This window comes from Halobacteriovorax sp. XZX-3 (assembly GCF_043196495.1).
In the GTDB taxonomy this organism is placed as follows: domain Bacteria; phylum Bdellovibrionota; class Bacteriovoracia; order Bacteriovoracales; family Bacteriovoracaceae; genus Halobacteriovorax_A.
Genome location: NZ_JBEBMO010000002.1, coordinates 606342 through 629350, shown reverse-complemented (window position 1 = coordinate 629350; position 23009 = coordinate 606342). Strand labels below are relative to the sequence as shown.

Sequence of the window (23009 nt, the reverse complement as noted above, 5' to 3'; positions counted from 1 at the left end):
AATAACGTTATGGGTAACTACCCTATCTAAACATATTTTGTCAATTTAATAAAAGCCTACTTACCTTATAAACCCATCTCGTGATAGGCATTTAGAAGGTTTATACGATCCCTCAAAGGTGACTTACATGATTTACGGCACTCTTTGAGAATCGACTTCAATAAATCTCCTCTAATATTTGAACTGCTCGTGATATTCTTACGAACATCATAAACAAGACCATGACTTGATTCTTTATCAAGTTCGCGTACTTGCCATAATACGCCCAAGACAAAATCAATATTGGCGTAAGCATTTGTTTCAAACCCTGCATTATAAACTTCATCGCGAAAGGCATCTTTTTCACGGACTCTTTTCGCATAATCTTTCACATTATCAGCAATCGTTGCGCTATCAGCGATTGATGCCGCAAAGAAGTCTGCCATACCTTCATTAACAGGAGAAGAATGACTAAGGCCAAGATGATCACTCAAAGCAACATGAGCAAACTCATGATAAACAACTTCTGGGATAAAGCTTGTATCTAAAAAGAACTTCTTTCCTTGAAGAAGTCCGTAAAGCTTTTTCATTGCATAAAAAGAAGCTTCAATAATTGCAGTCGATCCAAGAATATTTAAACCACTCTGCGCAAGAGCATCTCCAGAAAGTAAAAATAAGTCACTTATAAATTTTTGAAAACTTGCTAATCTTGATTGATTCCTAAACTCACTAAAGATAGCAGCAGTTTGTTCAAAGTCATTCTTTAACCCTTCCTGTGGAAGGTTGATTTCTTTTGCCGGACGAAACCAAATTTCATAATTCCAAGGCTTAATCCCAAACCTTTCTCTACCCTCTCCAGGTGGAATTGAAAGAGCATTATTATATTCAGGTGATAAATTATCGTGAGCGAAGTGACCAATTGAATTAAATTGATTTGTTATATTTAAGCGAACGATAAGTTGAGGTAACTCTTTTACGTAATCAGACTTAACGACATTAAGAAAATAACGTTTTGCCTTTGTTAAGTGATAAAAGACACTTGCGGCCCTTAGCTTTTCAACTTCGTCCGTTAAACTCTCAAGATTGATTGCTTCATTTGATTTCCCATAAACAATTTTAAAACTTTTGTTTTCTAGGATTGGAGTATTAACTAGATCAAGCTCAACTTCTTTCTTAATCAGATCCATGTCATTATCTCGCGTAATAACCTGGGCCTTATAACTTGCAAAAGTAGTTACTGTAAGAAATGAAACAAGAAGCAACTTAGAAAATTGAGTGATCACGTGCTGGCTCCTGTTTTGTCTCTGTTAACATCTCAATTCCCACTAAAGATAAAACCTTCACAAAGTAGAAAGTAGTAGGAATTGCTGCAACAAAAATTGTTCCATATCTTCTAATAAATCTTTTTCTCTTTTCTGCTTTGGTTAGCTCTGGATTCCAAACATCATCGACAAGTGCAAGAGTACTTAAATCATCTCCTGACACAAGTCCTGTTTCATAAGAAGCAGAGAGAATATCCTCAAAGGAAACATTAACACCTTCAAATAAATTCATCATTTGAAGATCTCCAAGTTCTTTTCTAACCATCTTTGCAGCAAATCGATACTGCTCCATTGGATCAAGAATAATCTCTTCAACACTTTCATCATCAATTATCACATTGATAATAACTTCATCTGCATTAAGTCGATTTAAAAATCTTTGAGTCATTCCTCGAAGATAGATAATTTGAAATTGATTGTACTTTGCAAGTAATGTCTCTCTTCGAGAAACCTTACTCTTATCACGTCGACTTGAAATAAAGTTTGTACCTTTTATATCTAGTCGTTCGGGAAATTGTTTTGTTAAAAATGCCTGTTCTTTCAAATACTCGGCCAACGTCTGTGGCTCAAGATGATAGTCTTCTTGAGCTAGTCTTTTTAACATCCAATATGTACGCTTACTTATAAGCTCCTCATGATATGCCTTCTTTAAAAATTTGATTGGCTTCTTTTGTGCAAGTTCTTTAAAAAGACTCATCGCTGCTAGATTAAAGCACAGTCCTCTCTCTTGTGCCCTTTGGAAGTTATCAAAAGGTTGTGATCTAAAATCTTTAACAATAGGATTAAGAGGTGCTAGAAATTTTTCTTTCTTCGACTTCTCAAATGACTTCATCGTTCTTAGCAATAGACGATATTGTGTATCATCCATTTTCGAAGACGAGCGCAAGTATATTAGCGCCTCATAAAGTTTATGATTCGCAACTTGATTAATCTCTTCTAGCACATCGTACTCGCAACTCTGCTTAGAAAGATCAACTTCTCCTAACAAAGACATTTCCTGAGAGCTCAGACCTGCTTGGGCCTTTGCTATATCTTCCTTATCAAAGTACGCACTTTGCCCTGCGAGATTTAACCCACATGCTTGAAAGCTCATATTCAAAGACAGAATAAGGATAAGTAGACGATTTTGCATATGCCTATCTACCCTGAACACTCAACAAAGAAAATAAGTGGTGAAATTTATACACTAATTATTTAGTTGTAAATTTAATCCAACTAGTTAAGATAACTCCGTTAAGAAATCAATAATTTCAACAATTTATGACATAGATCATGTTTTGTTTAGTTTTTGTATTCTAAACAGAAAATATTCATCATTTTTTTCAGAAAAGGGAGGACGCATGTCGAAGGAGAGAGAGAGTAACTTCGATTTTGATGAACTATTCTTTTCCAGGACCGATAAGCGAGGAGTTATCGCGTCTGGAAATTCAGTATTTCAACGAGTCAGTCAGTACGAGTGGGAGGAAATGCTTGGCAAGCCCCACAAGGTTGTAAGACATCCAGAGATGCCCCGAGGGGTTTTCTCACTTCTTTGGGACACTATTGCCAAAGATAAGATGATCGGCGCATACGTAAACAATCAGGCCAAGGATGGAAGTAATTATTGGGTCTATGCCCTCGTCTCACCTATTGACGATGGCTATCTATCAGTAAGACTAAAGCCTAGTAGTCATTTCTTTGAGATCGTAAAAGAGAAGTATATTGAGCTAACTCTACTAGAGAAGCGCAAGAAGCTTACACCAGCACAATCTCAGGAGAAGCTTCTTGAAATGATTGGCGAATTAGGGTTTGAGTCTTACGAAAACTTTATGATTGAGGCGCTTATGCAAGAGCTTGAATCGAGACAGAAAGCACTTGGAGAAGAACCAATTGAGGAACTTAATCTTTTGCGCAAAGCCTTAAAGTCAGGATCGTTTTTACAAGAGCAGTCAGAAGGTATTTTTGAGGAGTATCAAAAGACTTCGCTTGTCCCTATGAACTTAGAACTTCAGGCGGCCAAGATTGGCGAAGATGCAGCTTCGATCGCAACTATCTCAACACAATACGATAATCTTGCAAAAGAGATTCAAGAGGAAATTAATAAGTTTATGGTTTCGGGAAAGCTCGTTCAAGACAAAGTTAAAGACTGCCAGTTCTTCGTTTGTAACTCAATTTTGCAAAGAGAAATTTACAGCTTCTTTGAAAAGGAGACTAAACCCTCGCCTATTCAAAAAGAAAACGAAATGAGAATCTTAGCACACTTACAAAATGAACAGAATATGAACGCTAAATCGAGCCTAATTGATATTCAAAAAGAATTTAGTGAATTCAAAAGAGTCTGTAATGATGTGAAGAAGCTATCAATTGGATTAGAGATGGTAAGCATAAGTGGTAAGATTGAAGCGGCAAAGTTAAACCGAAATTCAGGAGAACTTTCAAGTCTACTCGATCAACTAACAAATTTTAAAGACTCACTCAAGCAATCACTAAAAGAGATAAACGATATCGGAAGCGATCTAGTTCATCAGGTGTCTCGCATGAATGAGTCCTTAGCTAGTCAAAATAATTAAGACTGATAACTTTCTTTAAAATCTCTAATTGATTTTGAGATTGTTGTCGTTGGGCGTCCAATGAGCTTTGATAATTGTCTTTGATTATCAAATAAGCCTCCATTGGATGCACCTTTTTCAGAGTCGGCCAAGAGCTGTGCAAAACCTTCAGGTAGTCCGGCCTGCATTAGGGCGGACTTAAACTCTACTTCACTTAAATTTTGATATTTAATCTCACGCTCAAATTCTTTTCCTACGACCTCTGCAAATTCAGAAAGTGTAAAGGCCTCATCTCCTGCTAGCTCATAAACCTTTCCAGAATGTCCTTCACTCGTTAATACCTTTGCTGCCGCTAAAGCATAGTCCTCTCGTGCAGCAGTTGATAATTTTCCATCTCCAGCACAACCGATTACAGTAGAGTGCTCGATGATATTAGGTAGGCCCATTGTATAGTTTTCAGAATACCAACCATTACGAAGAATAGTTGTTGCAATATTGAGCTCATTAATAAGTTGTTCAGTTTCAACATGCTCCTTTGCAAGTCCCAAAGGCGACTTATCAGCGTGGAGTATACTTGTATAAGTAAGATGCTTAACTGAAGATCTTTTTACTGCTTCAATTACATTCTTATGTTGAGGTAATCGCTTCCCTACTTCACTAGCTGATATTAATAGTAATTTATCAACTCCTGCGAGTGCCTTATCAAGAGTATCTGGTTTTTCATAATCCCCAAATCTTACTTGTACACCTTGTTTTTCATAATCACTTAACTTATCTGTCGATCTTGCAATTGCAACAATCTCATTGGCCTTAACACCTTCATCTAATAACGCCTTAATTACTAACTGGCCGAGTTGTCCAGATGCTCCTGTTAATGCAATCATATAATTCTCCTTTTTATCTATAGCTAAAGCTTCTCATCGAAATGGAAGCGTTTTGAATTCCTTCAAAATCAAATTTCAACTGATCATCATTACTTGATGCTCCGATGATATATAAGAGCGGTAAGTAGTGTTCAATCGAAGGTACACTCATTTTACCAATATCTGTTTTTTGAAATTTATTTATTAAATAATCAAAATCTTTTTCAATAATTTTTTCTTTAATAAGCTCATCATATTCTTTTGTCCAATTTGAAACTTGGGCGTCTTGACTCCAGCTTATTGCTCTTAAGTTATGAACAATATTTCCACTTCCTATGATCAGAACACCTTTATCTCTTAAAACGCTAAGCTTCTTACCTAAATCAAAATGATACTGAGGTGGCTTTCCCATATCCAGACTCAACTGAACAACTGGAATATCCGCCTTAGGGTACATAAATTTCAATAATGACCATGTGCCATGATCAAGGCCCCAATTTTCATTATCAAGCTTGATACTTTCACCAATAAGATCAACTATTTCTCTGGCAAGTTCTTGAGAGCCTGGTGCAGGATATTCGATCTCATATAATTCTTTTGGAAAACCGTAGAAATCATGAATTGTTTTTGGTTTATCCATCGCCGTGACCCAAGTACCTTGAGTTTCCCAATGCGCAGATATCATGAGTATTGCTCTTGGTTTCGGAAGTTCCTCTCCAATGCTTCTAAGCTGCTCAGTAAATTCATTACTTGCAACAGCATTCATAGGAGAGCCATGTCCTAAAAATAGTGTTGGTATTCTCTTTTTAGTCATGACTATCCCCTCAATTACTTTGTTACGACTTTAAATGTGAGAGTTACTGTATCTGAAATTACCTTATCACCAAGGTTCTTAAAAAAACTTCCAGAACCATAGACCATATCAAACTCTGTACGATCAAAAGCTAATACACCAGAGTAAACCTTACCTTTTTTAGTTACAGGAACTGTAACGGCATTAGTCTTACCTTTTATTGTTAACTTCCCGTATAAATGGCCATTATCAATTTTATCAATCTTCAACTTTGCTGTTGGATACTTTTCAACATCAAAGAAATCACTACTCTTAATATGCGATAAGAACTTAGACTTCCATTCCCCTTTAAGAGTTGTATCGTCAATTGAACTCATATCTGCGACAAAAGAACCTCTTCCATTATCTAAACTTGCACTTTTCATTTTAATTGGGCCAGAGTGAAAATCACCTGTGATCTTTGTTCCTTTCCACACAAAAGAGCTTCTAGCTAAGTCAATATTATCGGCCATTGCCGTAAAAGAAGTTAAAATTAGTCCTAGAATTATAAATTTAGCTTTCATTATTTTCTCCTGATTTGCTTTGTTATGTATTCTATTATGGAGAAAAAGAGAGTGTTGCAAAAGACCACAATATTGCAATATAATGTTCCATATAAGGAACACTCTATGGATCTAAATTTACTTAAGATATTTGAAAAAGTTGCAGAAGTTGGAAGTTTAACAAAGGCGTCGACAGTACTAGGACACCCCAAGTCTAAAATAAGTCGTGATCTCGTTAAGTTAGAGGATGAACTTGAACAGACTTTATTAATTCGCGGGCCAAGAGGAATTGTGCTTACAGAAAAAGGCTTAAGTCTTTTACAATTAATAAGAACACCACTTGAGTCATTAGATGCTTCCGTTTTAAAAATTAAAAATCAAACTAATGAAATGAAAGGACTCATAAAAATCACAGCGCCAGAAGACCTTTCCCAACTCATACTTACAGATATCGTCTGCGAATTTATGGATAAGTATCCAGGAATAAGAATTGAGTTGTACTCCACTAATATACTCATGGATTTCAAAGAACATAAACTTGATATGGCCCTTCGAATTGGAAAACTGAAGGATTCATCGTTAATACAAAAGAAAGTATGTGATATTGAAGTCGGACTCGTTGCCTCAGCACAGTATTTAAAAACTTCGACAAAGGTTAATGAAGTAAATGATCTTCAAAAACATCCTGTAGCAATTTTAACTGATCTTTATGGTAATCCTTTAAATAAGTCATGTTTTAAAGAGGTTGTTCCACAATTTGCTAGTAATTCATTCCCCATATTAAAAGATTACGTTGCAAAGAATAAAGGCCCAGCGATGATTCCTAGTTTCTATTGTAAGAGGGAGCTTGTGGAAAATAGTTTCATCAAAGTTTTACCAGATTTAAAGTACCTTGCAAGAACTCTATTTCTACTATCTAAGCCTTCAAAGCATACGCCAAAGCATGTAAGAATATTTAAAGACTATCTTTATGAGAATCTAAAGCGTAGCCTAGAGAGCTAATCTTTAGATCGAAAGGAAGAAGGAATAATATCAACCCCTAGCCTTTGTCCAAGTTTTACAACAAAGGGAATAGTTAACGGAGCAAAAGGAAGAACAAGCAATGCACCGACTCCTAAACCTTTGATAATTTCGAGAAATTGCTTATTTGCTTCTTTCATTTCTTCATTAGAAGCCCGCCCCTGAGTATATCGTCCATATATGACAAACATTTCTCTTGTTTCAGCACCTTCTTTTTCTAGGCCATCACGTAGAACGATCAAAGACTTCCTGATCTTTAAGAGCATCCCTTTCTTCTTTGAAGCAAAGTATACAAGAGAATCAAGATATAAATCTTCTAGTTTCCTTAGTAGACTCATGGAGCAATATGTCCTTCTTTAAGATGATGATAATTCATTAACTTATCTTTAAGACGCTGAGAATAAGTTAAAAGATGCATAATTGCGCCAGCATCATTACGTTCCGGTTTGGCCATTAAAATAAAAACCTTCTTTCCAAAACCCTCAAGATCTCTTTGAAACTCTTGTGAGATCTTCTTTAAATCTTTATCCTTTTGGTCTTCACTAGTGATATTCTCAAAAACAGAAAGTGTCGTACTTGCTATTTCTCGGACAATCATAAGCACATCACTTTTAAGCTCAATATAATTATTGTCCATAGACTCTTTTACACCTGCAATATCTTTAACTGAGTCATGCATTTGGAAGATATACTCATACATTGCCATTACATTCACAATACGATCAATCTCGTCTTCATTGTTACATTTTGAAATAAACTTAGAAAAGAATCCTAAAAGTTCTGCTTTAAGAAAGTCCATATACTCGATACGCTTCTTTGCGGCTTCATAGATTCCTCGATAATTTGTTTCGATACTCAATGTTACTAAATTGTAATTTTCTTGAACGAATCGAAAAGTTTTCTCAAGATCCACCATCAGATTTTTTTCAATTTCATCAAATTGTGTTTCTTCTTTTAATCCCAGCTCAATACGTTCAAAGTCCATTTGCCCTTCTCCTAACATACGATCAATTAGACTCGAAAAAGGATTTAAGAAGACAATAAAGATTAAGCTCGTCGTCACATTGAAAATTAAATGAAAATTTGCAAGAGCAATAGCTGGGATATTTGACATTAATGGCAGTCGATCTCCCCAAAAGATAATAATCGGAAGAAAGATTAAAACGCCCCCTAAATTGAAAAGAAAATGTGCCAGTGCCGTCTTCTTTGCAGAAATATCCATATTGATAATTGAAATAAGTGCAGTAACAGTTGTTCCTAGATTTGAACCCATTAATATGGGAATCGCATTATCGAGACTCATCAAGCCTTGCTGAGTGAAGATGATTGCCAAACCAGTTGTCACCGAACTAGATTGAACAATTGCCGTAATAACAGCTCCTACCAATACTCCAAGTAAAGGATTATGGGCACGTGTTAAAAACTCAATTAATCGTGAATCTGATTGAAGTGGAGAAAGCGTTGAAGAAATCAAATTTAAGCTAAAGAAAACAAAACCAAAGTAAAAGAATGTTTTACCAAAAATAGCGTAACGTGATCTCGTAAAAGAAAGTAGAAACCCCAAAATGATGAAGATCGGTGCAAAGGCAGTCAATTTGAACGCTACAAGCTGTGCCGTTACCGTCGTTCCGACATTAGCTCCAAAAATAATTCCAACACTATTTTTAAAAGACATGACCCCAGCGTTTACAAGACTGATTGCAATGACAGAGGTTGCAGAACTCGATTGAATTAAGGCAGTAATAATGGCACCAATTAATACCCCCACGACAGGATACATTGTTGCACTACCTAGAAATTTTCTAAATTTTTCACCAGTAATATTTTGAACTTCTTTGGAAAAGTTCTCAAGGCCAAAGACAAAGAGTATTACACTCGATGTCGCGGCCAAGATAATTTGAAAATCCTTCATTAACTAACTCTCTACTAAGTATTATTTACGCTAACGTAAAGTGATATCTTTAAATGATAACAGTAAATAAGTTACCTAGCCCATCAAATTACTTATTAAGTTTGATGATTTTTGTTGCCGTACTTGCTGGCATTCTATTTTTTTTAGGATACTTAAGCGATTTAAAGACAGTCTTCATAGGTCTGGCCTTTAAAATTGTTGCTTTAAATTGCATCTCATCAGCTTCAATATCATTTTGAATATCGAATCTAACTTTCTTAGCATTCTCTTTTGCCTCATCTGCTATAATCGCCCCAGCAAATAGTCCACCAACAACATATTTGGCCGGATTATTATATTCTTCAGCAGAGGAAAAGAAAGTTGAGATATTTCCAACATAAGTTTTCTTTCCATTTCCAACATTTGAAAACTTCACTGTATTACTCTCTTCAAACATATAAATCTTTGTCGTCATTCCCGAAGTACAACCAATCTGACTTAGATAAGTATCTCCTTTTTGAAATTTACCTACAAAGAATCCAGACTCATCAGTTGTTAAGACAGTATCCTCATTCTTCGCCTTATCTGTAAAAATCAAGTTACAAGTGTTTGCAAATTTCGCACCATCAAAGTACAGGGAGAATTTTCCAAAAAATACTCCTTCATTATCTCCTAGTGCATCGGCCTTAAAGTCTTTTGGTGAGTTTGCACAACCAATAAATAGTGCAAAAAGGGCAAGTACTGAAATCTTTCTCATTTGATATTCCTCCATCTTGAATAAGTTCATTGAAGATTTATCGACTAATTTCCTTTAGAACATTAAGGAATTTCAAGTACTTAGAGTCACTACAGATACCTCTTCTATATATCTAGAATTACTATGAATAAATGAATGAACATTGTACGGCCGCTTAATTTCTCGACATCGAAATTAGGCCAACTAAATGAATATACGCGAAAAATAATGGCATCCTCCTTGCAGATTATACATTTGAACTAAACTATGGAGTTGTTTGTAATGAAGAAATTCTTTTTTCTAGGCTTACTATTATCTTTTAATACTCAAGCAGATTTTAGCATTGGCTATCAAGGCTCGGGTGTTGAAGTAAATAAACGAAAGTATGAGACGAGACCACTCATTCAAACAGACGAGTTCAATACCAAATCGTACTGGACCGATACCGTGCGAAGAACAGCTGTTGTTAAATCTATCGTAGGCTGCCTTAGCGAAAACTGTGCCTATTTTAATGAAATGGACATGTCAGATATCTTTAAAGAGTCTGTGGCACAATTTGGTAAAGAAGAAGGTGAAATGTACTTTACCAATGTAGTTGCCGGATTAATTATTGGCTCTCCTGAGGTAAGAAGGGATAATATCTATTCTTCAGCAAAGCTACTTTTAAGCTTCAACCAAAAGATCTACCTCGCCCATATCCTTGGTACCATTATGAACAATCACTACGATTTTCAACGTGATAAGGAAGGTGTTGTAACCACTGAAGATCTTTTCCAAGCAATTAGAGAAGGAAGCAAAGCGGGAGTTTGTCGTGACATTGCGGTAGCTCAAGCAAATGTTCTTAAAAAGCTTAATATAGATGACGTCTATGTTGTTGCATATAATACAAGAGATGTTGGTCACGCTACTGTTGTCGTACAAGACCCTGGTAATAAAGATCGTATTATCAATTTTAATTACGGTGAAACAAGAATCAACGAAAGCCAAAGTGCTCAGGGGTTAGCACAAGATACAACCCTAGCAGATTTTGGAATAAATTATAGAATCTTTAACGCTGATGGTGAGCCTGTTGATCGTGTACCAAGTGAAGTTGGTTACCTATTAAATCAAGCAGTAGGTCTGGACGTTGAAATGATTGCCCCAGGTGTAGAGTTTGATAATATCGATGTTATCTCAATGAATTATGAAAATGGCGCAATTCATGCAAAAAGCTACTATGCTGAATCATCAAGCGGCTTAACAGCATCTGGTGTTGCTGCAACTTTAAAAAACCAAGGTAATCGAATTAAGTTTGATGCGGGAATTGCTATTCAAAGAGAACAGAAGAAACTTGAACACAGAGATTTTATAAAGGATAGTACGAGTGTTTATTTTGGAATGGATACTCGCCTTAAGTCAGGAAAAGTAGACTTAGGAATTCTTCGAAATGTTTATGCTGACGTAAAATCCCACGTTAGTATCACTGTGGGGAATGGAAAGATAAAAGCAGATAATTTCCAAACAGAAGGTGATTTTAGTGACAGTCAAAATATGTTCTCATCTTCACTTTATGCTGATTCAGACTATCTGGGATTTGATTGGAAAGGAATTGTTACGGCCCATGCTTCAATTATGAAAGCAGACGTTAGAGAAGAAGGTAAATACACGATGGCCGTAATTGGTGGAACAATTAAAAACGAAATCAAAAAACAAATTATGAAAGAGTATGGAGTTGGAATTCAAAATATTATCTATATTCGACAAGAAGGCGCAACTGCAGACTATAGTATTACACTATACTCAGAGGATGGACGCCACTCTTTTGAAATAGGAATGAAAGCTCCTCTATATGGTCGAACAGGATTTTGGGTAAAAGGAAATCAAAAATCGACATACATTTCTGCTCAAACAAAAATTTTAAAAGATAGTTTAAGTTTAGGTATTAAATATATAAAAAAGGATAATCAAGAAGCGACTTACAAATTTGAAGGTGAATACATTTTTTAATAAATATAATAGTCACCTCTTAGAGGTGACTATTACTATCTATATAATCAATAATCTCATCTAAATGAATATAGATATTACGCTTTGCCTTGTTTAAATTACCTTCTTTAAAGTGAAAACCAGCAAGTCCAAGTTGTCTAGCCGCATCCACCTCTTTTAAAGACTCCGATATATAAAGACTTGGGTAGCGGCCAGTCTCATCGAGGGCCTTATTAAAAATATAAGGCGCAGGCTTTAATTCTTCATTACTCATAGGAATATAGATTTTTTCAAACACACTCCAATCAAACTCAACAGAATCATTCCAGTGCGCTCTTACATATTCCTTCAAAGTCGTAATTTTTTGTTCGTAAGTTTCACCAAACGACTCTGGAATATTTGAGATAATGGCAACATGAATCCCCATATCCTTTAGTGATTTAATATACTCAAGAGAGCCTTCGTAATAGTGATAATTACCACTTTTTTTAGTATTGATGATGGTATCTCCCAAATCAAAGAACACCCACCTTTCAATTTGTGTATCTTCATTAAGGTTATTTGCGTAATACGCAACACCTGCAAATGAAATTAAAGTGATAAGAGCTAGAAGTACGATATTTTCTTTTTTCATACTTTATTTTAGCAAACAATTTTATTAGTTTAACCTGATTAAAATCAGCATTTTTAGTTATATTTTTCCACATCCATTGGAACTTCCATAACAAGAAATTCTGAGTCATTAAATGACCTTATCCCAATATTATTACCTGGATCGATACCAAGTCCATCTCGAGCAGAAAGAGTTAGATCATTTACTCTAACTTCACCACTGATCACAAAGATATAAACACCATTTGATTCCATAAACTTTTTATAGGTTAAGTTTTGACCTTCCTCTAAACTAGCTAATGAGAAAAAAGCATTTTGATTAATACTAACTGAATTACTTCGGCCATCAGGAGAGACAATTAATTGAAACTCTCCTCTACGATCTGATTCTTTGAAGTACTTTTGAGAATAAGTGGGTGTTATATTATGCTCTTTAGGCAATACCCAAATTTGTAGGAAGTGTACTTCTTCCCTGTCAGAGTTATTATACTCGCTATGAGAAATTCCTGAACCGGCCGACATAACCTGTATCTCACCTTTCTTAATGATAAAGTCATTTCCAATAGTATCTTTATGATGAAGGGAGCCTTTTAAAGGCACTGAGATAATTTCCATATTACGGTGAGGATGAGTTCCAAAGCCTTTTCCAGGTGCAACAACATCATCATTAATAACCCTTAGCGCTCCAAAATGGATTCTTTCAGGATCATAGTAATCGGCAAAACTAAAAGTATGATTGCTTTTCAGCCAACCGTGTTCTGCATGACCACGTGAATCAGCACGATGAAGTACGTTTGTCATCTTTCCTCCTACATTTTGGTTATTATAGCGATCTTCAATACTTCAATGTAGGTAAATTAAATTAAAATTTTAGTTGGGGGATCAAGTAAGAACTCTAAAAGTAATTCGATTTCTTTTACTAAATCAGGTGCTATATTAGTCCAATTTTTTTGACTAACCTGAATTCGATCATAAAGCTCATTTGCTTTCTTTTTAATTTTGAAGGTTGAGCCCTCTGAAATCGACTCAACCATTCTCCATTTTAATTCATCAAAAATATAGTAGTAAGTTTGTGGGCCATCATCTCTCCCCAGTTCTTGGTCAATGACGGCCACCAGATCCCACCAATCGTTTTTTCGGTATCTTCTTGAGCTAGAGTACATCTTAGCGAAGCTCTCGGCGAAGAACTTTCCCAACATTATTCTTCGGTAAATCGTCCACAAAAGCAATTTGCTTTGGAACTTTATAGCCAGCAAGATTTTTCTTCGCATAAGCCTTAATATCTTCTTCTGTTAAATTTGCTTTTGATTTAACAATAAAGACTTTTACAACTTGTCCTGATTTTTCACTTTCAATTCCAATAGCAGCAACATCCTGTACACCATCTAGCTCTAATAGAACTCCTTCAACTTCATTTGGATAAACATTAAATCCAGAAACAACAATCATGTCTTTCTTACGATCTAAAATTCTTAGGAAACCTTTTTCATCAACCGTGGCATAGTCTCCTGTTTTAAGCCAACCATCTTTAGTAAAGGTCTTACTTGTTTCCTCTGGTTGATTCCAATACCCTTTCATAACCTGAGGCCCTTTTACACAAAGCTCTCCTTCTTCATTAAAACCTAACTCATTCTCATCAGCATCAATGATTTTAATATCAGTTGAAGGAAGAGGAAGCCCAATAGAACCTATTTCATCCGTCCCATCTGTTGGGTTACAACTGACAACAGGAGATGCTTCAGTAAGGCCATATCCTTCAATAACTCTTGTCTTTGTAATTTTCTCCCAGTCTTGCTTAACAGCTGGCTTAAGGGCCATTCCACCTGCAACACTAAACTCAATAAAGCTCAAATTCTGTTTTCTGAAATTTTCATTTGCAAGTAGGGCTTGCAGTAGAGTGTTGACAACAATTAGAACTTTCGGCTTGTGTGTATACACATCTTTGATAAGTGAATTTAAATCACGAGGATTTGTTACAAGAACGTTAGTCATCCCCATCTTAAAGAAACCAAAGATATTAACTGATAAAGTAAAGACATGATAGATAGGTAGTGGAGCGAGGATATTTGCAGGCTCTGTTCCAAGTCCTGCCTTAATCCAAACATCCATTTGTAGCATATTCGCGATAATATTTCGGTGAGTTAGGATGGCCGCTTTTGTTTTCCCCGTTGTTCCACCAGTATATTGAAAGAGCGCAGTATCCTCTCTTTCCACTGTTGGATAAGTTACACTCAGTCCTTGTCCTTTTTCGATTGCTTCATTAAGAGTTAAGTAACTACCTTTATAAGTAGGAATCATTTTCTTTACATGCTTAATAACAAAATTTGTTAGCTTCCTTTTTACTAATGGAAAAAAATCACCAATTTCTGTCGTAATAATATGCTCGATCTGACTTCCTTCAATGGCCTCTTCAAGATTAGCAACAAAGTTTGTACAGATAACAATTGCTTTTGCCCCACTATCTTCAAGTACCTTTTTTACTTCTCTGGTAGTGTAGAGAGGGTTTGTATTAACAACAATTAGCCCTGCTTTGAAAGCACCAAAAAGAGCAACCGGGTATTGCAGAAGGTTTGGCATCTGAATCATGATGACATCACCTTTTTTAAGTTTCAAATCATTTATAAGGTAATTAGCAAAGGCTTCTGACTTCTCTTTGACTTCACTATAAGTCATGCTTGCATTCATATTGATAAAAGCTTTTCTCGTCGAAAACTTTCCACAAGTTTCATCAATCATTTCAACAATATTATTATATTGATCAGGGTTAATTTCTGTGGCGGCGTTCTTTGGATAATTATCCAACCATACTCTATTCATTTATATATCCTTTTTTCTTATAGCTTTAATCTAATATTCACAATTCCCATTGTTTCAGTTTCAACGACAACGTCACCGCGACTCTTTAGCAGTCCAAGCACAGCATGATTTCCAGTGCTAGCAGTTCCATATATTTCTTTTATATCACGCTCTTTAGCTGCCTTGATTAAATGATCTATCAAGATCCCACCAAAGCCTTTTCGGTGATACTTATCTATTACTGTTACGGCAAACTCGGCCGTCGGAGAATTATCCGAGTCACGATAAAATCTTGTAGAACCTACAGGCTTTTCGCCGTCCTCACTTTCCTGCATTACAGTTAAGGCAACGTGATTAATATAATCAGGGCAAGTAAATAGCTCTAAGTCCTTCTTAGATAAGCTTTTCTTGGCCGCAAGAAAACGACTATTAAGTGTTCGGTGAGAGGCCATTTTAAATGCTTCAATCAACTTCTCTTGATCATTTTCACTGACACTTCTAATGACGTACTTTTCACCAAGATGCTCAAATTTTTCAAAGAACTTTTCGTTATACTTCACAGTTTCGCTCACAGTCTTTTTCAAGATCTTTCAATGACACATGCTCTATACAGCGTCTTTATAAATTGTTCTTTAATGACTTCAAATTCTTTCTTATCTCTACCTCGTCTTATCCAAGAATAAACAAGCTCTCTAGCAGCGCCAAATAACATGGCATCTAGTATTCGACGATCAACAATTCTAATATTTTCGACTTCAGCTTGCGTGGTAAGAACGTCATATATTTTTGTCGATAAAATTTCATACTCACTAATTAGAAGTTCTCTAATTTCTTGGTAGCCAGACATTGAAGCCTTCCAAAAAAAGTCGCTTTCTTTCACTTTCGACTCATGCCAGTCAAAATAAACACTAACTAAATCAATTAGAGTTTCTTCTACTGTCTTGGCCGCACTGGCCGCAATAAAAGCTTTATTCCTAATCTTAGTAGATAGTTTAATGAATAAGGATTTATAGATATCTTCTATTCCATTTGGAAAATGATAATAGAAAGTTCCAGTTGAAAGGCCGGTCTGTTTTTTAAGTTTTGATACGGAAATATCTAAGATGGCCTCTTCTTTCAGAAGCTCTAACACACCTTCAAAAATGGCCTCTTTTGAGTCCTGTTTCACCGCCACTCCATTTATAGACAACTTGTCTAGACGTAGACTCTAAAATATGCCACAAGACACGAGTAGACTCAAGTTAAATGATATAACTTATTGAAATTACATTTTAGTTTTTTGATTTTATAGACTTATTTTAGCAGTTGGCACTTTACAGCAAACTTAATTTTATCAAAACCTTCAGCACCAAACCACTCAACATATTGGCAATAGATTGATCTGTAGAGTTCCGTATCTTGATATTCTAGATACAGTTCTTCTCCAACTGGTGTGGAGAAGAACGGAACGAGAAAAATAAATGTTAGAATAACTGTAATTAGAATTCGAAACATCTATTGAACTTCCCAAATGGCCATTGCCCACTCAGGGTGATCAATGAAAGGATTACGATTCTTTTGATATTCGCATGCGATATCATTTCTTCTTCTTTCGTGCTCACTTACAGGATCTTGCTTGTGCCACTTCAAAAGAAGCTTAATAAACCAAGAGCTATAAGTTTGTTCACGAGAGCCATTTGTCATTGGATTATCTTTAAACCTAGGAATCTCAGCTTCATAACGAACAGCAAAGTAAAGCATTGCTCTAGCGATATCACCTTTAAATTCATCAATAGGTTCGAAAACTCTTCCACGATATCCACTTGTCGAGCTTGTACCAATCTTAGAACCATTTTTAGAAACCCATGAAGCTTTTCCAACTTCTCCAAATGGGTAAGAACCACGGTGGCCATTTACCTTTCCATCTGTTGGATAAACATGAAAGATATCTGTCTTCATTGGGCGTCTCTTGTTAAAAAGCCCTTGTGGAAATAGGTGTTCACGATTGTAGCAATCCCCTTCACCTTTATACTGGCCACAAGTACGACGGCCAGGTTGGTAGCGATATGGATCTTTTCCGTTTGGGTTCTCAGAATACATATCCATTATCGTGCGATCACCATCGTAAGTAGTATCGAGATCAGTGCTACGATACGCCTTAAGAAGGTCATCATACGAGATACCACGATGAGTTCTTCTTAAAAGAGAAGAAAGCTGTGACTTAAATACATATCCAGATGAAGCAGTTGAAAGTCCTGAGTAAAAAAATTCTTGATCACAAGATGAGCCGAAGGCCGCGCTTGAGATTAAAATAAGTAGTGTTGCGATGTGTGTGATTTTCATGCCAAGAGAGTATCTACTAAAATACATGAACACAATGAAAAATTTACTAAATCTTATAGGAGGTATTAGGGTTTCTTATAAACAAACGGACTTTATAAGAAGGTGTACCTTCTAAGAAGCTGAAATTCTTCGCTTTCTTAAAAGGTACGACGAGTCATTCTTAAGATTAAGAAAGAACGCTTACTGAAACAGCACAAGGACCTTTTTGTCCTTCACCTACTTCAAATTCAACAGCGTCATTTTCACTTAGAGTGTTACCGTTTACTGCTGAAATGTGTACGAAAAGATCTTTGCTTCCATCGTCTGGAACGATAAATCCAAAACCTTTCTCATCATTAAAAAACTTAACTTTACCTGTTTTCATACTTACTCCTTATGTTTAAGCTTCTTTAGGTCTACGTTAGAACTATATATTTTTAATTCGCCAGAGCTTAAGCGCCCATTGGCATTCCATAATTTTTTATATTTTCTCTCTAGTAAGAAATCGATTCGATCGCCTCTCGTTACCAGAAAAAAGCTGTAATCATCAACACGGGCCACAAGCTCGTCTAAAATCTTAGAAATATCCTCAATTTCACTAAAGTCATAGATAAAATAGATCTGTGCCTTTGGCAAAATAAAGTCATCTTCTAAAACATCTTCTAAGAGAATCTCACAATTGAGCAATTCTAATCTCTCAAAGAGGCGATTTCCCTCACTCTCTCTTTGTTTAAGAATCTCATATCCAATGAAGCGGGCTTCAGGAAAGACAGAGTTCATCACAATGCCTACGCGTCCATAACCTGCACCAATATCCACCACTTTATTTACTTCAAAGTCTTTTAAAAGATAAAGGGCCTCAAAGATATCATTATACGGTGTTTGTAGAACTTGTGGATGCAGTCCAATCCAAGTCTGTGTCCCCTGAAAGTGCTGCTTTCCCTTTGTTCCATCATTTTGCTTATAATAAGCTTTGTATTTTTGTAGAAGTTTCCCCTCTATTCTTGGAATACGAAAACCAAGTGTTCGGTCTAAATCCTTCGCATGCTCCAGAGGATGATTATTGCTTCTCATAAATGTACGCGGATTTTTAATAAGATCTTTCAATGGTACTGAGTCTGCATTAAGCACTTCGTTCACTAAGGTATTCCCTGCAATTCTGTCGTTTCTAAATAATAAAAGATTAAAAATAGACAGAACCGAAATAAGGAAGTGAACTATAGGAAACCTAATTTGACACAAGATACTATGTCCAAAGCTCTAATACAAGCGAGATTCTTCTTACTGTATTTTATTCGCATGTTTTTTTAATTGTTTCGATCAAGCCTGGGTAATACTTTTTGATATTAGGATTGAGAAATAGGTACTTCTTCACCCCTTCTGTTCTTTGGCAAATGATATGGGCCTCAATAAGAATCTTAATATGATGAGAAAAAGTGGCCTTATTTACGCAATAATCGAAGCCTCCACAAGTAATCTCCTTGTGACCATGCTCTTCTTCATATGCAATTAACTGCTTTATCACACTCATGCGAATGGGATCGCCTAGTGATTTAAAGATCTTATCTAATGGTATTTGTGTGCAATCATTCATAGTTAGATAAAATTCTAACAAAGGACTTGATTTTTATCAAGGGCAGGCCTATTGTTTGATAAACATCAAACTAAAGGAGTCTCAATTGAGTACGAATTTATTTACACCGATAAAGCTTGGAAGTGTTGAGCTAAAAAATAGAATTATTATGGCCCCTCTAACTCGTGCCAGAGCAGGAGCTGAACGAATTCCTAATGACCTCATGGTGAAATACTATGAACAACGAGCTGATGCAGGAATGATCCTTACAGAAGCAACGGCAATTACACCCTCTGCCGTTGGTTACGCAAATACACCAGGAATTTGGTCAAAGGATCAAATCGATGGCTGGCGTAAAGTAACAGATGCAGTTCACGCAAAAGGTTCAAAAATTTATATGCAACTTTGGCATGTGGGAAGGATCTCTCACTCAAGTTTTTTAAATGGGCAAAAGCCTGTTGCACCAAGTGCTATCCAGCCTGCGGGACATGTATCACTAGTACGACCAATTACTAACTACGAAGTACCTCGTGCACTTGAAACTGAAGAAGTGAAAGCAATTGTAAGAGACTATCGTCAAGCGGCCATCAATGCGATGGAAGCTGGCTTTGATGGAGTTGAAGTACACGCTGCCAACGGCTACCTAATTGACCAATTCTTACAAGACTCAACTAATAAGAGAGACGATATCTACGGAGGGACGATTGAAAACCGTACAAGATTCTTGCTTGAAATTACAGACCAACTCATTGAAGTATGGGGCGCTGATCGCGTCGGCGTTCATCTTGCTCCTCGCTGCGATAGCCACGACATGGGTGACTCTAATCCCCTGGAACTTTTTGGCCATGTGGTAGAAGAATTAAATAAGAGAAAGATTGCTTTCATTTTTACTCGCGACCCACTAGATGAGCAAAGTCTCTTCCCAAAGTTAAAAGAAAAATTTGATGGTGTCCTAATTGCCAATCAAAAATTTACAAAGATAACAGCTGAAAAAGCATTGGAAGATAAAATTGCTGATGCAATCTCTTTTGGTGTTCCATTTATTGCAAACCCAGACTTAGTTGAAAGACTAAGAATTGATGCACCATTAAATGAGCCAATCTTTGATACATTCTATGGACCTGATCATGTTGGTTATACAGATTACCCGACTTTGAAGGAGCTGTGATGACACCAAAACTATCGATACTAGACTTGGTCTTCGTTAATGAAGGCCAGGAAGTAAAAGATGCTTTTGATAATTCAGTTCGTAGCGCGCAAGCAGCAGAAGAATATGGCTACAATCGTATTTGGGTGGCCGAGCACCACAATATGCCTGCCATCGCAAGTGCAGCAACTTCAGTAGTTATTGGATTACTAGCAAGTCAAACAAAAACAATTCGTATTGGAGCTGGTGGAATAATGCTTCCAAATCACTCTCCTCTTGTTATTGCTGAGCAGTTTGGAACACTAGAAGCACTTTATCCTGGACGTATTGATTTAGGTCTTGGCCGCGCTCCAGGAACTGATCAAATGACCGTGCAGGCTTTAAGAACAACAGCTCAAAGTTCAAATAATTTCCCACAAGATATTGTTGAGCTTCAGCGTCTACTCTCAATGGAAAGTGCAAACGATCCAATAGTCGCCACTCCTGGGCTAGGATCACAAGTTCCCTTATGGATTCTAGGATCAAGTACTTTTGGAGCACAGCTTGCTGCACACCTTGGATTACCATATGCCTTTGCTTCGCACTTTGCCCCTGATGCAATTCAAGAAGCACTATCTCTTTATCATGCGGGCTTTGAACCATCGGCTCAACAAGACAAACCCTATGTTATGTTGGGTGTGAATATCATCATTGCAGATACAGATGAGGAAGCTCAATTTCTCTCAACAAGCCAGAAACAATCATTTGCCAATCTTCGTCGTGGATTAAAGAAGAAATTCCAAGCTCCTATTGAAGATATGGATACCTATTGGGATATGCACGAGAAGATGATGGCCCAACATATGCTTCACTTCTCTTTTGTTGGTTCCAAAGAAACTGTTAAAAGAGGCCTTGATCAGTTTATCGAACGTTACCGTCCAGATGAGTTAATGGTTGTGACCTCAATTTTCGATAATGAGAAAAAGATAAAATCTCTAAAGCTTCTGTCTGAAATTTTTAAGCAGTAAGTTTTAGACCAATAATTGAAATAAGCAGTAGCGCTAGAAAAGCTGTACGTGCAAGAGTAATTGGCTCATTGAAGAGAACTATTCCTAAGATTGCAGCACCTAGCGCTCCTATTCCAACCCATACACCGTAGGCCGTTCCAATAGGAAGAGTTTGACTGGCCTTAGCAAGTAAGAACATGCTTGCAGCTAGAGTTACAAGAGTGAATATACTTGGAATCAGTTTCGTAAAGCCTTCAGTATATTTAAGTCCAATTGCCCAACATACTTCAAGAAGACCTGCAATAACAAGAATAACCCATGCAGTAGTTGTCGAGGCCATAAGAACTCCTATGAGAGTAGTTGAATAAACTCTGTTACAGATTCACTTCCAAGCTTATGAGCAAGATAACCTAGTACAATAGCGGTAGCAAGTGACGAGATTCTTAAGTTCTTCTCTTTAGTTAAAATATGAGAGAACTTAGAAGAAAAAGTCACTAGAAAGTAAAACCATATAATTGAAAACACACCGGCACCAAGTCCAAAAAGAAAACGATCTTGAACTAAATTAAAGCGTGTTGAGTATCCACCAATTAAGAAAAAGGCATCAATATAGACGTGAGGATTAAGCAGGGTAAAACTAAGCGTCGTTAAAATCACAAGACGACGCGAAAGAGCAAACTTCTTACTCTCTTCAACTTCCTTAACACCCTTCACAGAGTCAATAAATTTCATTACCGCATAGTAAAGCAGAAAAGAAGCTCCAAGAAGTCCGATACCGACTTTAAACTCAACAGTTTTTACAAGAACACCAGAAACACCGAGAACGGCCAATAGAATTAGCGCCATATCACACACTGAACAAATAGCTGCTGCTAGGTAGTGATTCTTTTTCTTAGTGCCAATATCAATAAGAAAAAGGTTCTGTGCACCCAGTGCTAGAATAAGACTTGCCTGCAATAAAAAACCTTGAGTAAAAAATTCCATAATACCTGCTCCTGAGGCGTAATTTAATGCAAATCATGATATAAGTTAAATTAATCTTTTTAATTATTAATTAGTAAAACTTATGAGAGTAAATAATGATTGATTACCATGCACTCAGGGCCTTACAGGCCGTCATCGAATATCAAAGTTTTGAACTTGCTTCTAAGGCCATAGGTATTTCCCAGTCTGCAGTAACTCAAAGAATACAAAACTTTGAGTCCTTTCTTGGGACAAAGTTATTAATTAGAAAGACACCCTACCGTGCAACTGAAAAAGGAAAGTCGTACCTGAATCTTTTGCGAAAAGTAACAAGCCTAGAAAATGAAATTCTAGAAGATGATGATATCAAAAAAGCAAAGCCTACTTTAAAGATTGCCATGAACCGAGATAGCCTCGACTTGTTTTTTCTCGATGTCCTTACTGATACAAAAGTATCTCAAGTTTTGACATTACAAATTATAGCTGACGACCAGGACAATACTTTAAAATATTTAAAAAGCGGTCAAGTTGATATGTGTATAAGTTCTGAGAAGAAGCCTCTTCCTAACCACACCTCGACTCATCTAGGAGATATGGTCTACTCGCTAGTTTGTTCTAAGAAGTTTTATAAGGAATATTTCAATGAAGGTGTGAATAAAAAAACTCTCTCAGAGGCTCCTCTTGTCGTCTTTGATAAATATGACAAGGCCCAACACACTTATTTGAAAGAAAATTTTAAAGTCGATAAGCTTACTAAAATCAATCTTATGCCATCAGTCCAAAGTTTTAAAAAAGCAATCCTAGGAGGATACGGCTATGGACTCCTTCCCTTCATTGATATGGAAAAAGAGATGAAGAAGAGAAAATTCGTTCAATTAAATCCATCTAAGAATTTTAGTGTTTCACTCTTTCTGCACCAATGGGAATATCAAAGAGAACACATTAAGCTCTTTAATGAGAAACTAATCAAGGCCGCACAAAAATTATAGAAA

General features: G+C 36.4%; 27 protein-coding genes. 6 read left to right on the top strand and 21 right to left on the bottom strand.

Going from position 1 to position 23009, the window contains the following annotated elements; all coding sequences use genetic code 11:
• Window positions 1-65: 65 nt before the first annotated feature.
• Both ABMA70_RS13580 and ABMA70_RS13575 read right to left on the bottom strand, forming a co-directional pair.
• The gene (locus tag ABMA70_RS13580) at window positions 66-1262 is read right to left on the bottom strand and encodes a hypothetical protein (RefSeq protein WP_392992767.1); all 1197 of its coding nucleotides are present in this window, start codon (window positions 1260-1262) and stop codon (window positions 66-68) included.
• Window positions 1243-2433 (bottom strand): hypothetical protein, encoded by a 1191-nt coding sequence (locus tag ABMA70_RS13575; protein ID WP_392992769.1) that lies wholly within the window; start codon window positions 2431-2433, stop codon window positions 1243-1245. The genes ABMA70_RS13580 and ABMA70_RS13575 overlap by 20 nt, the downstream gene beginning before the upstream one ends.
• 208 nt (window positions 2434-2641) lie before the next feature.
• Here ABMA70_RS13575 and ABMA70_RS13570 point away from each other — a divergent pair, with 208 nt between their 5' ends.
• Window positions 2642-3850, top strand: a complete 1209-nt coding sequence (locus tag ABMA70_RS13570; protein WP_392992771.1) for a PAS domain-containing protein — start codon at window positions 2642-2644, stop codon at window positions 3848-3850.
• Here ABMA70_RS13570 and ABMA70_RS13565 read toward each other — a convergent pair.
• Genes ABMA70_RS13565 through ABMA70_RS13555 form a run of 3 tightly spaced genes read right to left on the bottom strand, consistent with a single transcriptional unit; the run spans window position 3847 to window position 6048 of the window.
• A complete protein-coding gene (locus ABMA70_RS13565) occupies window positions 3847-4713 on the bottom strand; it encodes an SDR family oxidoreductase (protein ID WP_392992774.1) in 867 nt (288 codons plus the stop codon). The two genes, ABMA70_RS13570 and ABMA70_RS13565, sit on opposite strands and share 4 nt — an antisense overlap.
• A gap of 13 nt (window positions 4714-4726) precedes the next feature.
• Window positions 4727-5506, bottom strand: a complete 780-nt coding sequence (gene ygiD, locus ABMA70_RS13560; RefSeq protein ID WP_392992777.1) for a 4,5-DOPA dioxygenase extradiol — start codon at window positions 5504-5506, stop codon at window positions 4727-4729.
• Window positions 5507-5520: 14 nt separating this feature from the next.
• Window positions 5521-6048 carry a YceI family protein gene (locus tag ABMA70_RS13555; protein WP_103218244.1) on the bottom strand — a complete coding sequence of 176 codons (528 nt, stop codon included), beginning with the start codon at window positions 6046-6048 and terminating at the stop codon, window positions 5521-5523.
• A 105-nt stretch (window positions 6049-6153) separates the two neighbouring features.
• Here ABMA70_RS13555 and ABMA70_RS13550 point away from each other — a divergent pair, with 105 nt between their 5' ends.
• Window positions 6154-7029 carry a LysR family transcriptional regulator gene (locus ABMA70_RS13550; protein WP_158246886.1) on the top strand — a complete coding sequence of 292 codons (876 nt, stop codon included), beginning with the start codon at window positions 6154-6156 and terminating at the stop codon, window positions 7027-7029.
• Here the strand turns inward: ABMA70_RS13550 and ABMA70_RS13545 are convergent.
• The 3 genes from ABMA70_RS13545 to ABMA70_RS13535 all read right to left on the bottom strand — a co-directional run bounded on the left by ABMA70_RS13545 (window position 7026) and on the right by ABMA70_RS13535 (window position 9695).
• Window positions 7026-7385 (bottom strand): hypothetical protein, encoded by a 360-nt coding sequence (locus tag ABMA70_RS13545; RefSeq protein WP_103218246.1) that lies wholly within the window; start codon window positions 7383-7385, stop codon window positions 7026-7028. The two genes, ABMA70_RS13550 and ABMA70_RS13545, sit on opposite strands and share 4 nt — an antisense overlap.
• On the bottom strand, window positions 7382-8959 hold the full coding sequence (locus ABMA70_RS13540) for a Na/Pi cotransporter family protein (protein ID WP_392992781.1): 1578 nt from the start codon (window positions 8957-8959) through the stop codon (window positions 7382-7384). Before ABMA70_RS13540 ends, ABMA70_RS13545 begins: the two co-directional genes overlap by 4 nt.
• 88 nt (window positions 8960-9047) lie before the next feature.
• Complete coding sequence (locus ABMA70_RS13535) at window positions 9048-9695, bottom strand: hypothetical protein (protein WP_392992783.1); 648 nt, start codon at window positions 9693-9695, stop codon at window positions 9048-9050.
• A 261-nt stretch (window positions 9696-9956) separates the two neighbouring features.
• On the opposite strand from ABMA70_RS13535, the gene ABMA70_RS13530 reads away from it, so the two are divergent.
• Window positions 9957-11660, top strand: coding sequence for a transglutaminase-like domain-containing protein (locus tag ABMA70_RS13530; protein WP_392992786.1), 1704 nt, complete (start codon window positions 9957-9959; stop codon window positions 11658-11660).
• Between the two features lie 19 nt (window positions 11661-11679).
• On the opposite strand, the gene ABMA70_RS13525 is transcribed toward ABMA70_RS13530, so the two are convergent.
• The 11 genes from ABMA70_RS13525 to ABMA70_RS13475 all read right to left on the bottom strand — a co-directional run bounded on the left by ABMA70_RS13525 (window position 11680) and on the right by ABMA70_RS13475 (window position 18942).
• Window positions 11680-12273, bottom strand: a complete 594-nt coding sequence (locus ABMA70_RS13525; protein WP_392992789.1) for a hypothetical protein — start codon at window positions 12271-12273, stop codon at window positions 11680-11682.
• A 53-nt stretch (window positions 12274-12326) separates the two neighbouring features.
• Entirely contained in the window at window positions 12327-13052 is a 726-nt protein-coding gene (locus tag ABMA70_RS13520; RefSeq protein ID WP_103218251.1) for a pirin family protein, read from the bottom strand.
• Between the two features lie 56 nt (window positions 13053-13108).
• Entirely contained in the window at window positions 13109-13447 is a 339-nt protein-coding gene (locus ABMA70_RS13515) for a hypothetical protein (RefSeq protein ID WP_392992792.1), read from the bottom strand.
• Window positions 13416-15068: an AMP-binding protein gene (locus ABMA70_RS13510; protein ID WP_103218253.1), complete on the bottom strand. Its 1653-nt coding sequence runs from the start codon at window positions 15066-15068 to the stop codon at window positions 13416-13418. Before ABMA70_RS13510 ends, ABMA70_RS13515 begins: the two co-directional genes overlap by 32 nt.
• Before the next feature lie 17 nt (window positions 15069-15085).
• Window positions 15086-15607: a GNAT family N-acetyltransferase gene (locus tag ABMA70_RS13505; RefSeq protein WP_146037862.1), complete on the bottom strand. Its 522-nt coding sequence runs from the start codon at window positions 15605-15607 to the stop codon at window positions 15086-15088.
• Between the two features lie 20 nt (window positions 15608-15627).
• Entirely contained in the window at window positions 15628-16215 is a 588-nt protein-coding gene (locus ABMA70_RS13500; RefSeq protein ID WP_103218255.1) for a TetR/AcrR family transcriptional regulator, read from the bottom strand.
• 125 nt (window positions 16216-16340) lie between these two features.
• Window positions 16341-16541 (bottom strand): hypothetical protein, encoded by a 201-nt coding sequence (locus ABMA70_RS13495; protein ID WP_103218256.1) that lies wholly within the window; start codon window positions 16539-16541, stop codon window positions 16341-16343.
• Complete coding sequence (locus ABMA70_RS13490) at window positions 16542-17369, bottom strand: endonuclease (protein WP_158246888.1); 828 nt, start codon at window positions 17367-17369, stop codon at window positions 16542-16544.
• 166 nt (window positions 17370-17535) lie between these two features.
• Window positions 17536-17733: a cold-shock protein gene (locus tag ABMA70_RS13485; protein WP_103218258.1), complete on the bottom strand. Its 198-nt coding sequence runs from the start codon at window positions 17731-17733 to the stop codon at window positions 17536-17538.
• A gap of 2 nt (window positions 17734-17735) precedes the next feature.
• Window positions 17736-18488 (bottom strand): class I SAM-dependent methyltransferase, encoded by a 753-nt coding sequence (locus ABMA70_RS13480; protein WP_103218259.1) that lies wholly within the window; start codon window positions 18486-18488, stop codon window positions 17736-17738.
• Window positions 18489-18639: 151 nt separating this feature from the next.
• Entirely contained in the window at window positions 18640-18942 is a 303-nt protein-coding gene (locus ABMA70_RS13475) for a helix-turn-helix transcriptional regulator (protein WP_103218260.1), read from the bottom strand.
• An 85-nt stretch (window positions 18943-19027) separates the two neighbouring features.
• Between ABMA70_RS13475 and ABMA70_RS13470 the strand changes: the two genes are divergently transcribed.
• Together ABMA70_RS13470 and ABMA70_RS13465 are read left to right on the top strand one after the other, a co-directional pair.
• Complete coding sequence (locus tag ABMA70_RS13470; RefSeq protein ID WP_392992799.1) at window positions 19028-20089, top strand: alkene reductase; 1062 nt, start codon at window positions 19028-19030, stop codon at window positions 20087-20089.
• Window positions 20089-21075: an LLM class flavin-dependent oxidoreductase gene (locus ABMA70_RS13465; protein WP_392992802.1), complete on the top strand. Its 987-nt coding sequence runs from the start codon at window positions 20089-20091 to the stop codon at window positions 21073-21075. Before ABMA70_RS13470 ends, ABMA70_RS13465 begins: the two co-directional genes overlap by 1 nt.
• Here ABMA70_RS13465 and sugE read toward each other — a convergent pair.
• Together sugE and ABMA70_RS13455 are read right to left on the bottom strand one after the other, a co-directional pair.
• Window positions 21065-21394, bottom strand: a complete 330-nt coding sequence (sugE, locus tag ABMA70_RS13460; protein ID WP_103218263.1) for a quaternary ammonium compound efflux SMR transporter SugE — start codon at window positions 21392-21394, stop codon at window positions 21065-21067. The genes ABMA70_RS13465 and sugE overlap by 11 nt on opposite strands.
• 8 nt (window positions 21395-21402) lie before the next feature.
• Window positions 21403-22038 carry a LysE/ArgO family amino acid transporter gene (locus tag ABMA70_RS13455; protein ID WP_103218264.1) on the bottom strand — a complete coding sequence of 212 codons (636 nt, stop codon included), beginning with the start codon at window positions 22036-22038 and terminating at the stop codon, window positions 21403-21405.
• A gap of 95 nt (window positions 22039-22133) precedes the next feature.
• Between ABMA70_RS13455 and ABMA70_RS13450 the strand changes: the two genes are divergently transcribed.
• The gene (locus ABMA70_RS13450; protein ID WP_103218265.1) at window positions 22134-23006 is read left to right on the top strand and encodes an ArgP/LysG family DNA-binding transcriptional regulator; all 873 of its coding nucleotides are present in this window, start codon (window positions 22134-22136) and stop codon (window positions 23004-23006) included.
• Window positions 23007-23009 lie beyond the last annotated feature (3 nt).

Excerpts from the sequence above, each read along its gene's own strand:
- ygiD (WP_392992777.1), bottom strand. The coding sequence starts at position 5,506 with ATGACTAAAAAGAGAATACCAACACTATTTTTAGGACATGGCTCTCCT.
- ABMA70_RS13495 (WP_103218256.1), bottom strand. The coding sequence starts at position 16,541 with ATGTTTCGAATTCTAATTACAGTTATTCTAACATTTATTTTTCTCGTT.
- ABMA70_RS13535 (WP_392992783.1), bottom strand. The coding sequence starts at position 9,695 with ATGAGAAAGATTTCAGTACTTGCCCTTTTTGCACTATTTATTGGTTGT.
- ABMA70_RS13465 (WP_392992802.1), top strand. The coding sequence starts at position 20,089 with ATGACACCAAAACTATCGATACTAGACTTGGTCTTCGTTAATGAAGGC.
- ABMA70_RS13485 (WP_103218258.1), bottom strand. The coding sequence starts at position 17,733 with ATGAAAACAGGTAAAGTTAAGTTTTTTAATGATGAGAAAGGTTTTGGA.
- ABMA70_RS13540 (WP_392992781.1), bottom strand. The coding sequence starts at position 8,959 with ATGAAGGATTTTCAAATTATCTTGGCCGCGACATCGAGTGTAATACTC.
- ABMA70_RS13555 (WP_103218244.1), bottom strand. The coding sequence starts at position 6,048 with ATGAAAGCTAAATTTATAATTCTAGGACTAATTTTAACTTCTTTTACG.
- ABMA70_RS13545 (WP_103218246.1), bottom strand. The coding sequence starts at position 7,385 with ATGAGTCTACTAAGGAAACTAGAAGATTTATATCTTGATTCTCTTGTA.
- ABMA70_RS13475 (WP_103218260.1), bottom strand. The coding sequence starts at position 18,942 with ATGAATGATTGCACACAAATACCATTAGATAAGATCTTTAAATCACTA.
- ABMA70_RS13510 (WP_103218253.1), bottom strand. The coding sequence starts at position 15,068 with ATGAATAGAGTATGGTTGGATAATTATCCAAAGAACGCCGCCACAGAA.
- ABMA70_RS13530 (WP_392992786.1), top strand. The coding sequence starts at position 9,957 with ATGAAGAAATTCTTTTTTCTAGGCTTACTATTATCTTTTAATACTCAA.
- ABMA70_RS13520 (WP_103218251.1), bottom strand. The coding sequence starts at position 13,052 with ATGACAAACGTACTTCATCGTGCTGATTCACGTGGTCATGCAGAACAC.
- ABMA70_RS13575 (WP_392992769.1), bottom strand. The coding sequence starts at position 2,433 with ATGCAAAATCGTCTACTTATCCTTATTCTGTCTTTGAATATGAGCTTT.
- ABMA70_RS13450 (WP_103218265.1), top strand. The coding sequence starts at position 22,134 with ATGATTGATTACCATGCACTCAGGGCCTTACAGGCCGTCATCGAATAT.
- ABMA70_RS13565 (WP_392992774.1), bottom strand. The coding sequence starts at position 4,713 with ATGATTGCATTAACAGGAGCATCTGGACAACTCGGCCAGTTAGTAATT.
- ABMA70_RS13525 (WP_392992789.1), bottom strand. The coding sequence starts at position 12,273 with ATGAAAAAAGAAAATATCGTACTTCTAGCTCTTATCACTTTAATTTCA.
- ABMA70_RS13570 (WP_392992771.1), top strand. The coding sequence starts at position 2,642 with ATGTCGAAGGAGAGAGAGAGTAACTTCGATTTTGATGAACTATTCTTT.
- sugE (WP_103218263.1), bottom strand. The coding sequence starts at position 21,394 with ATGGCCTCGACAACTACTGCATGGGTTATTCTTGTTATTGCAGGTCTT.
- ABMA70_RS13490 (WP_158246888.1), bottom strand. The coding sequence starts at position 17,369 with ATGAAAATCACACACATCGCAACACTACTTATTTTAATCTCAAGCGCG.
- ABMA70_RS13550 (WP_158246886.1), top strand. The coding sequence starts at position 6,154 with ATGGATCTAAATTTACTTAAGATATTTGAAAAAGTTGCAGAAGTTGGA.
- ABMA70_RS13455 (WP_103218264.1), bottom strand. The coding sequence starts at position 22,038 with ATGGAATTTTTTACTCAAGGTTTTTTATTGCAGGCAAGTCTTATTCTA.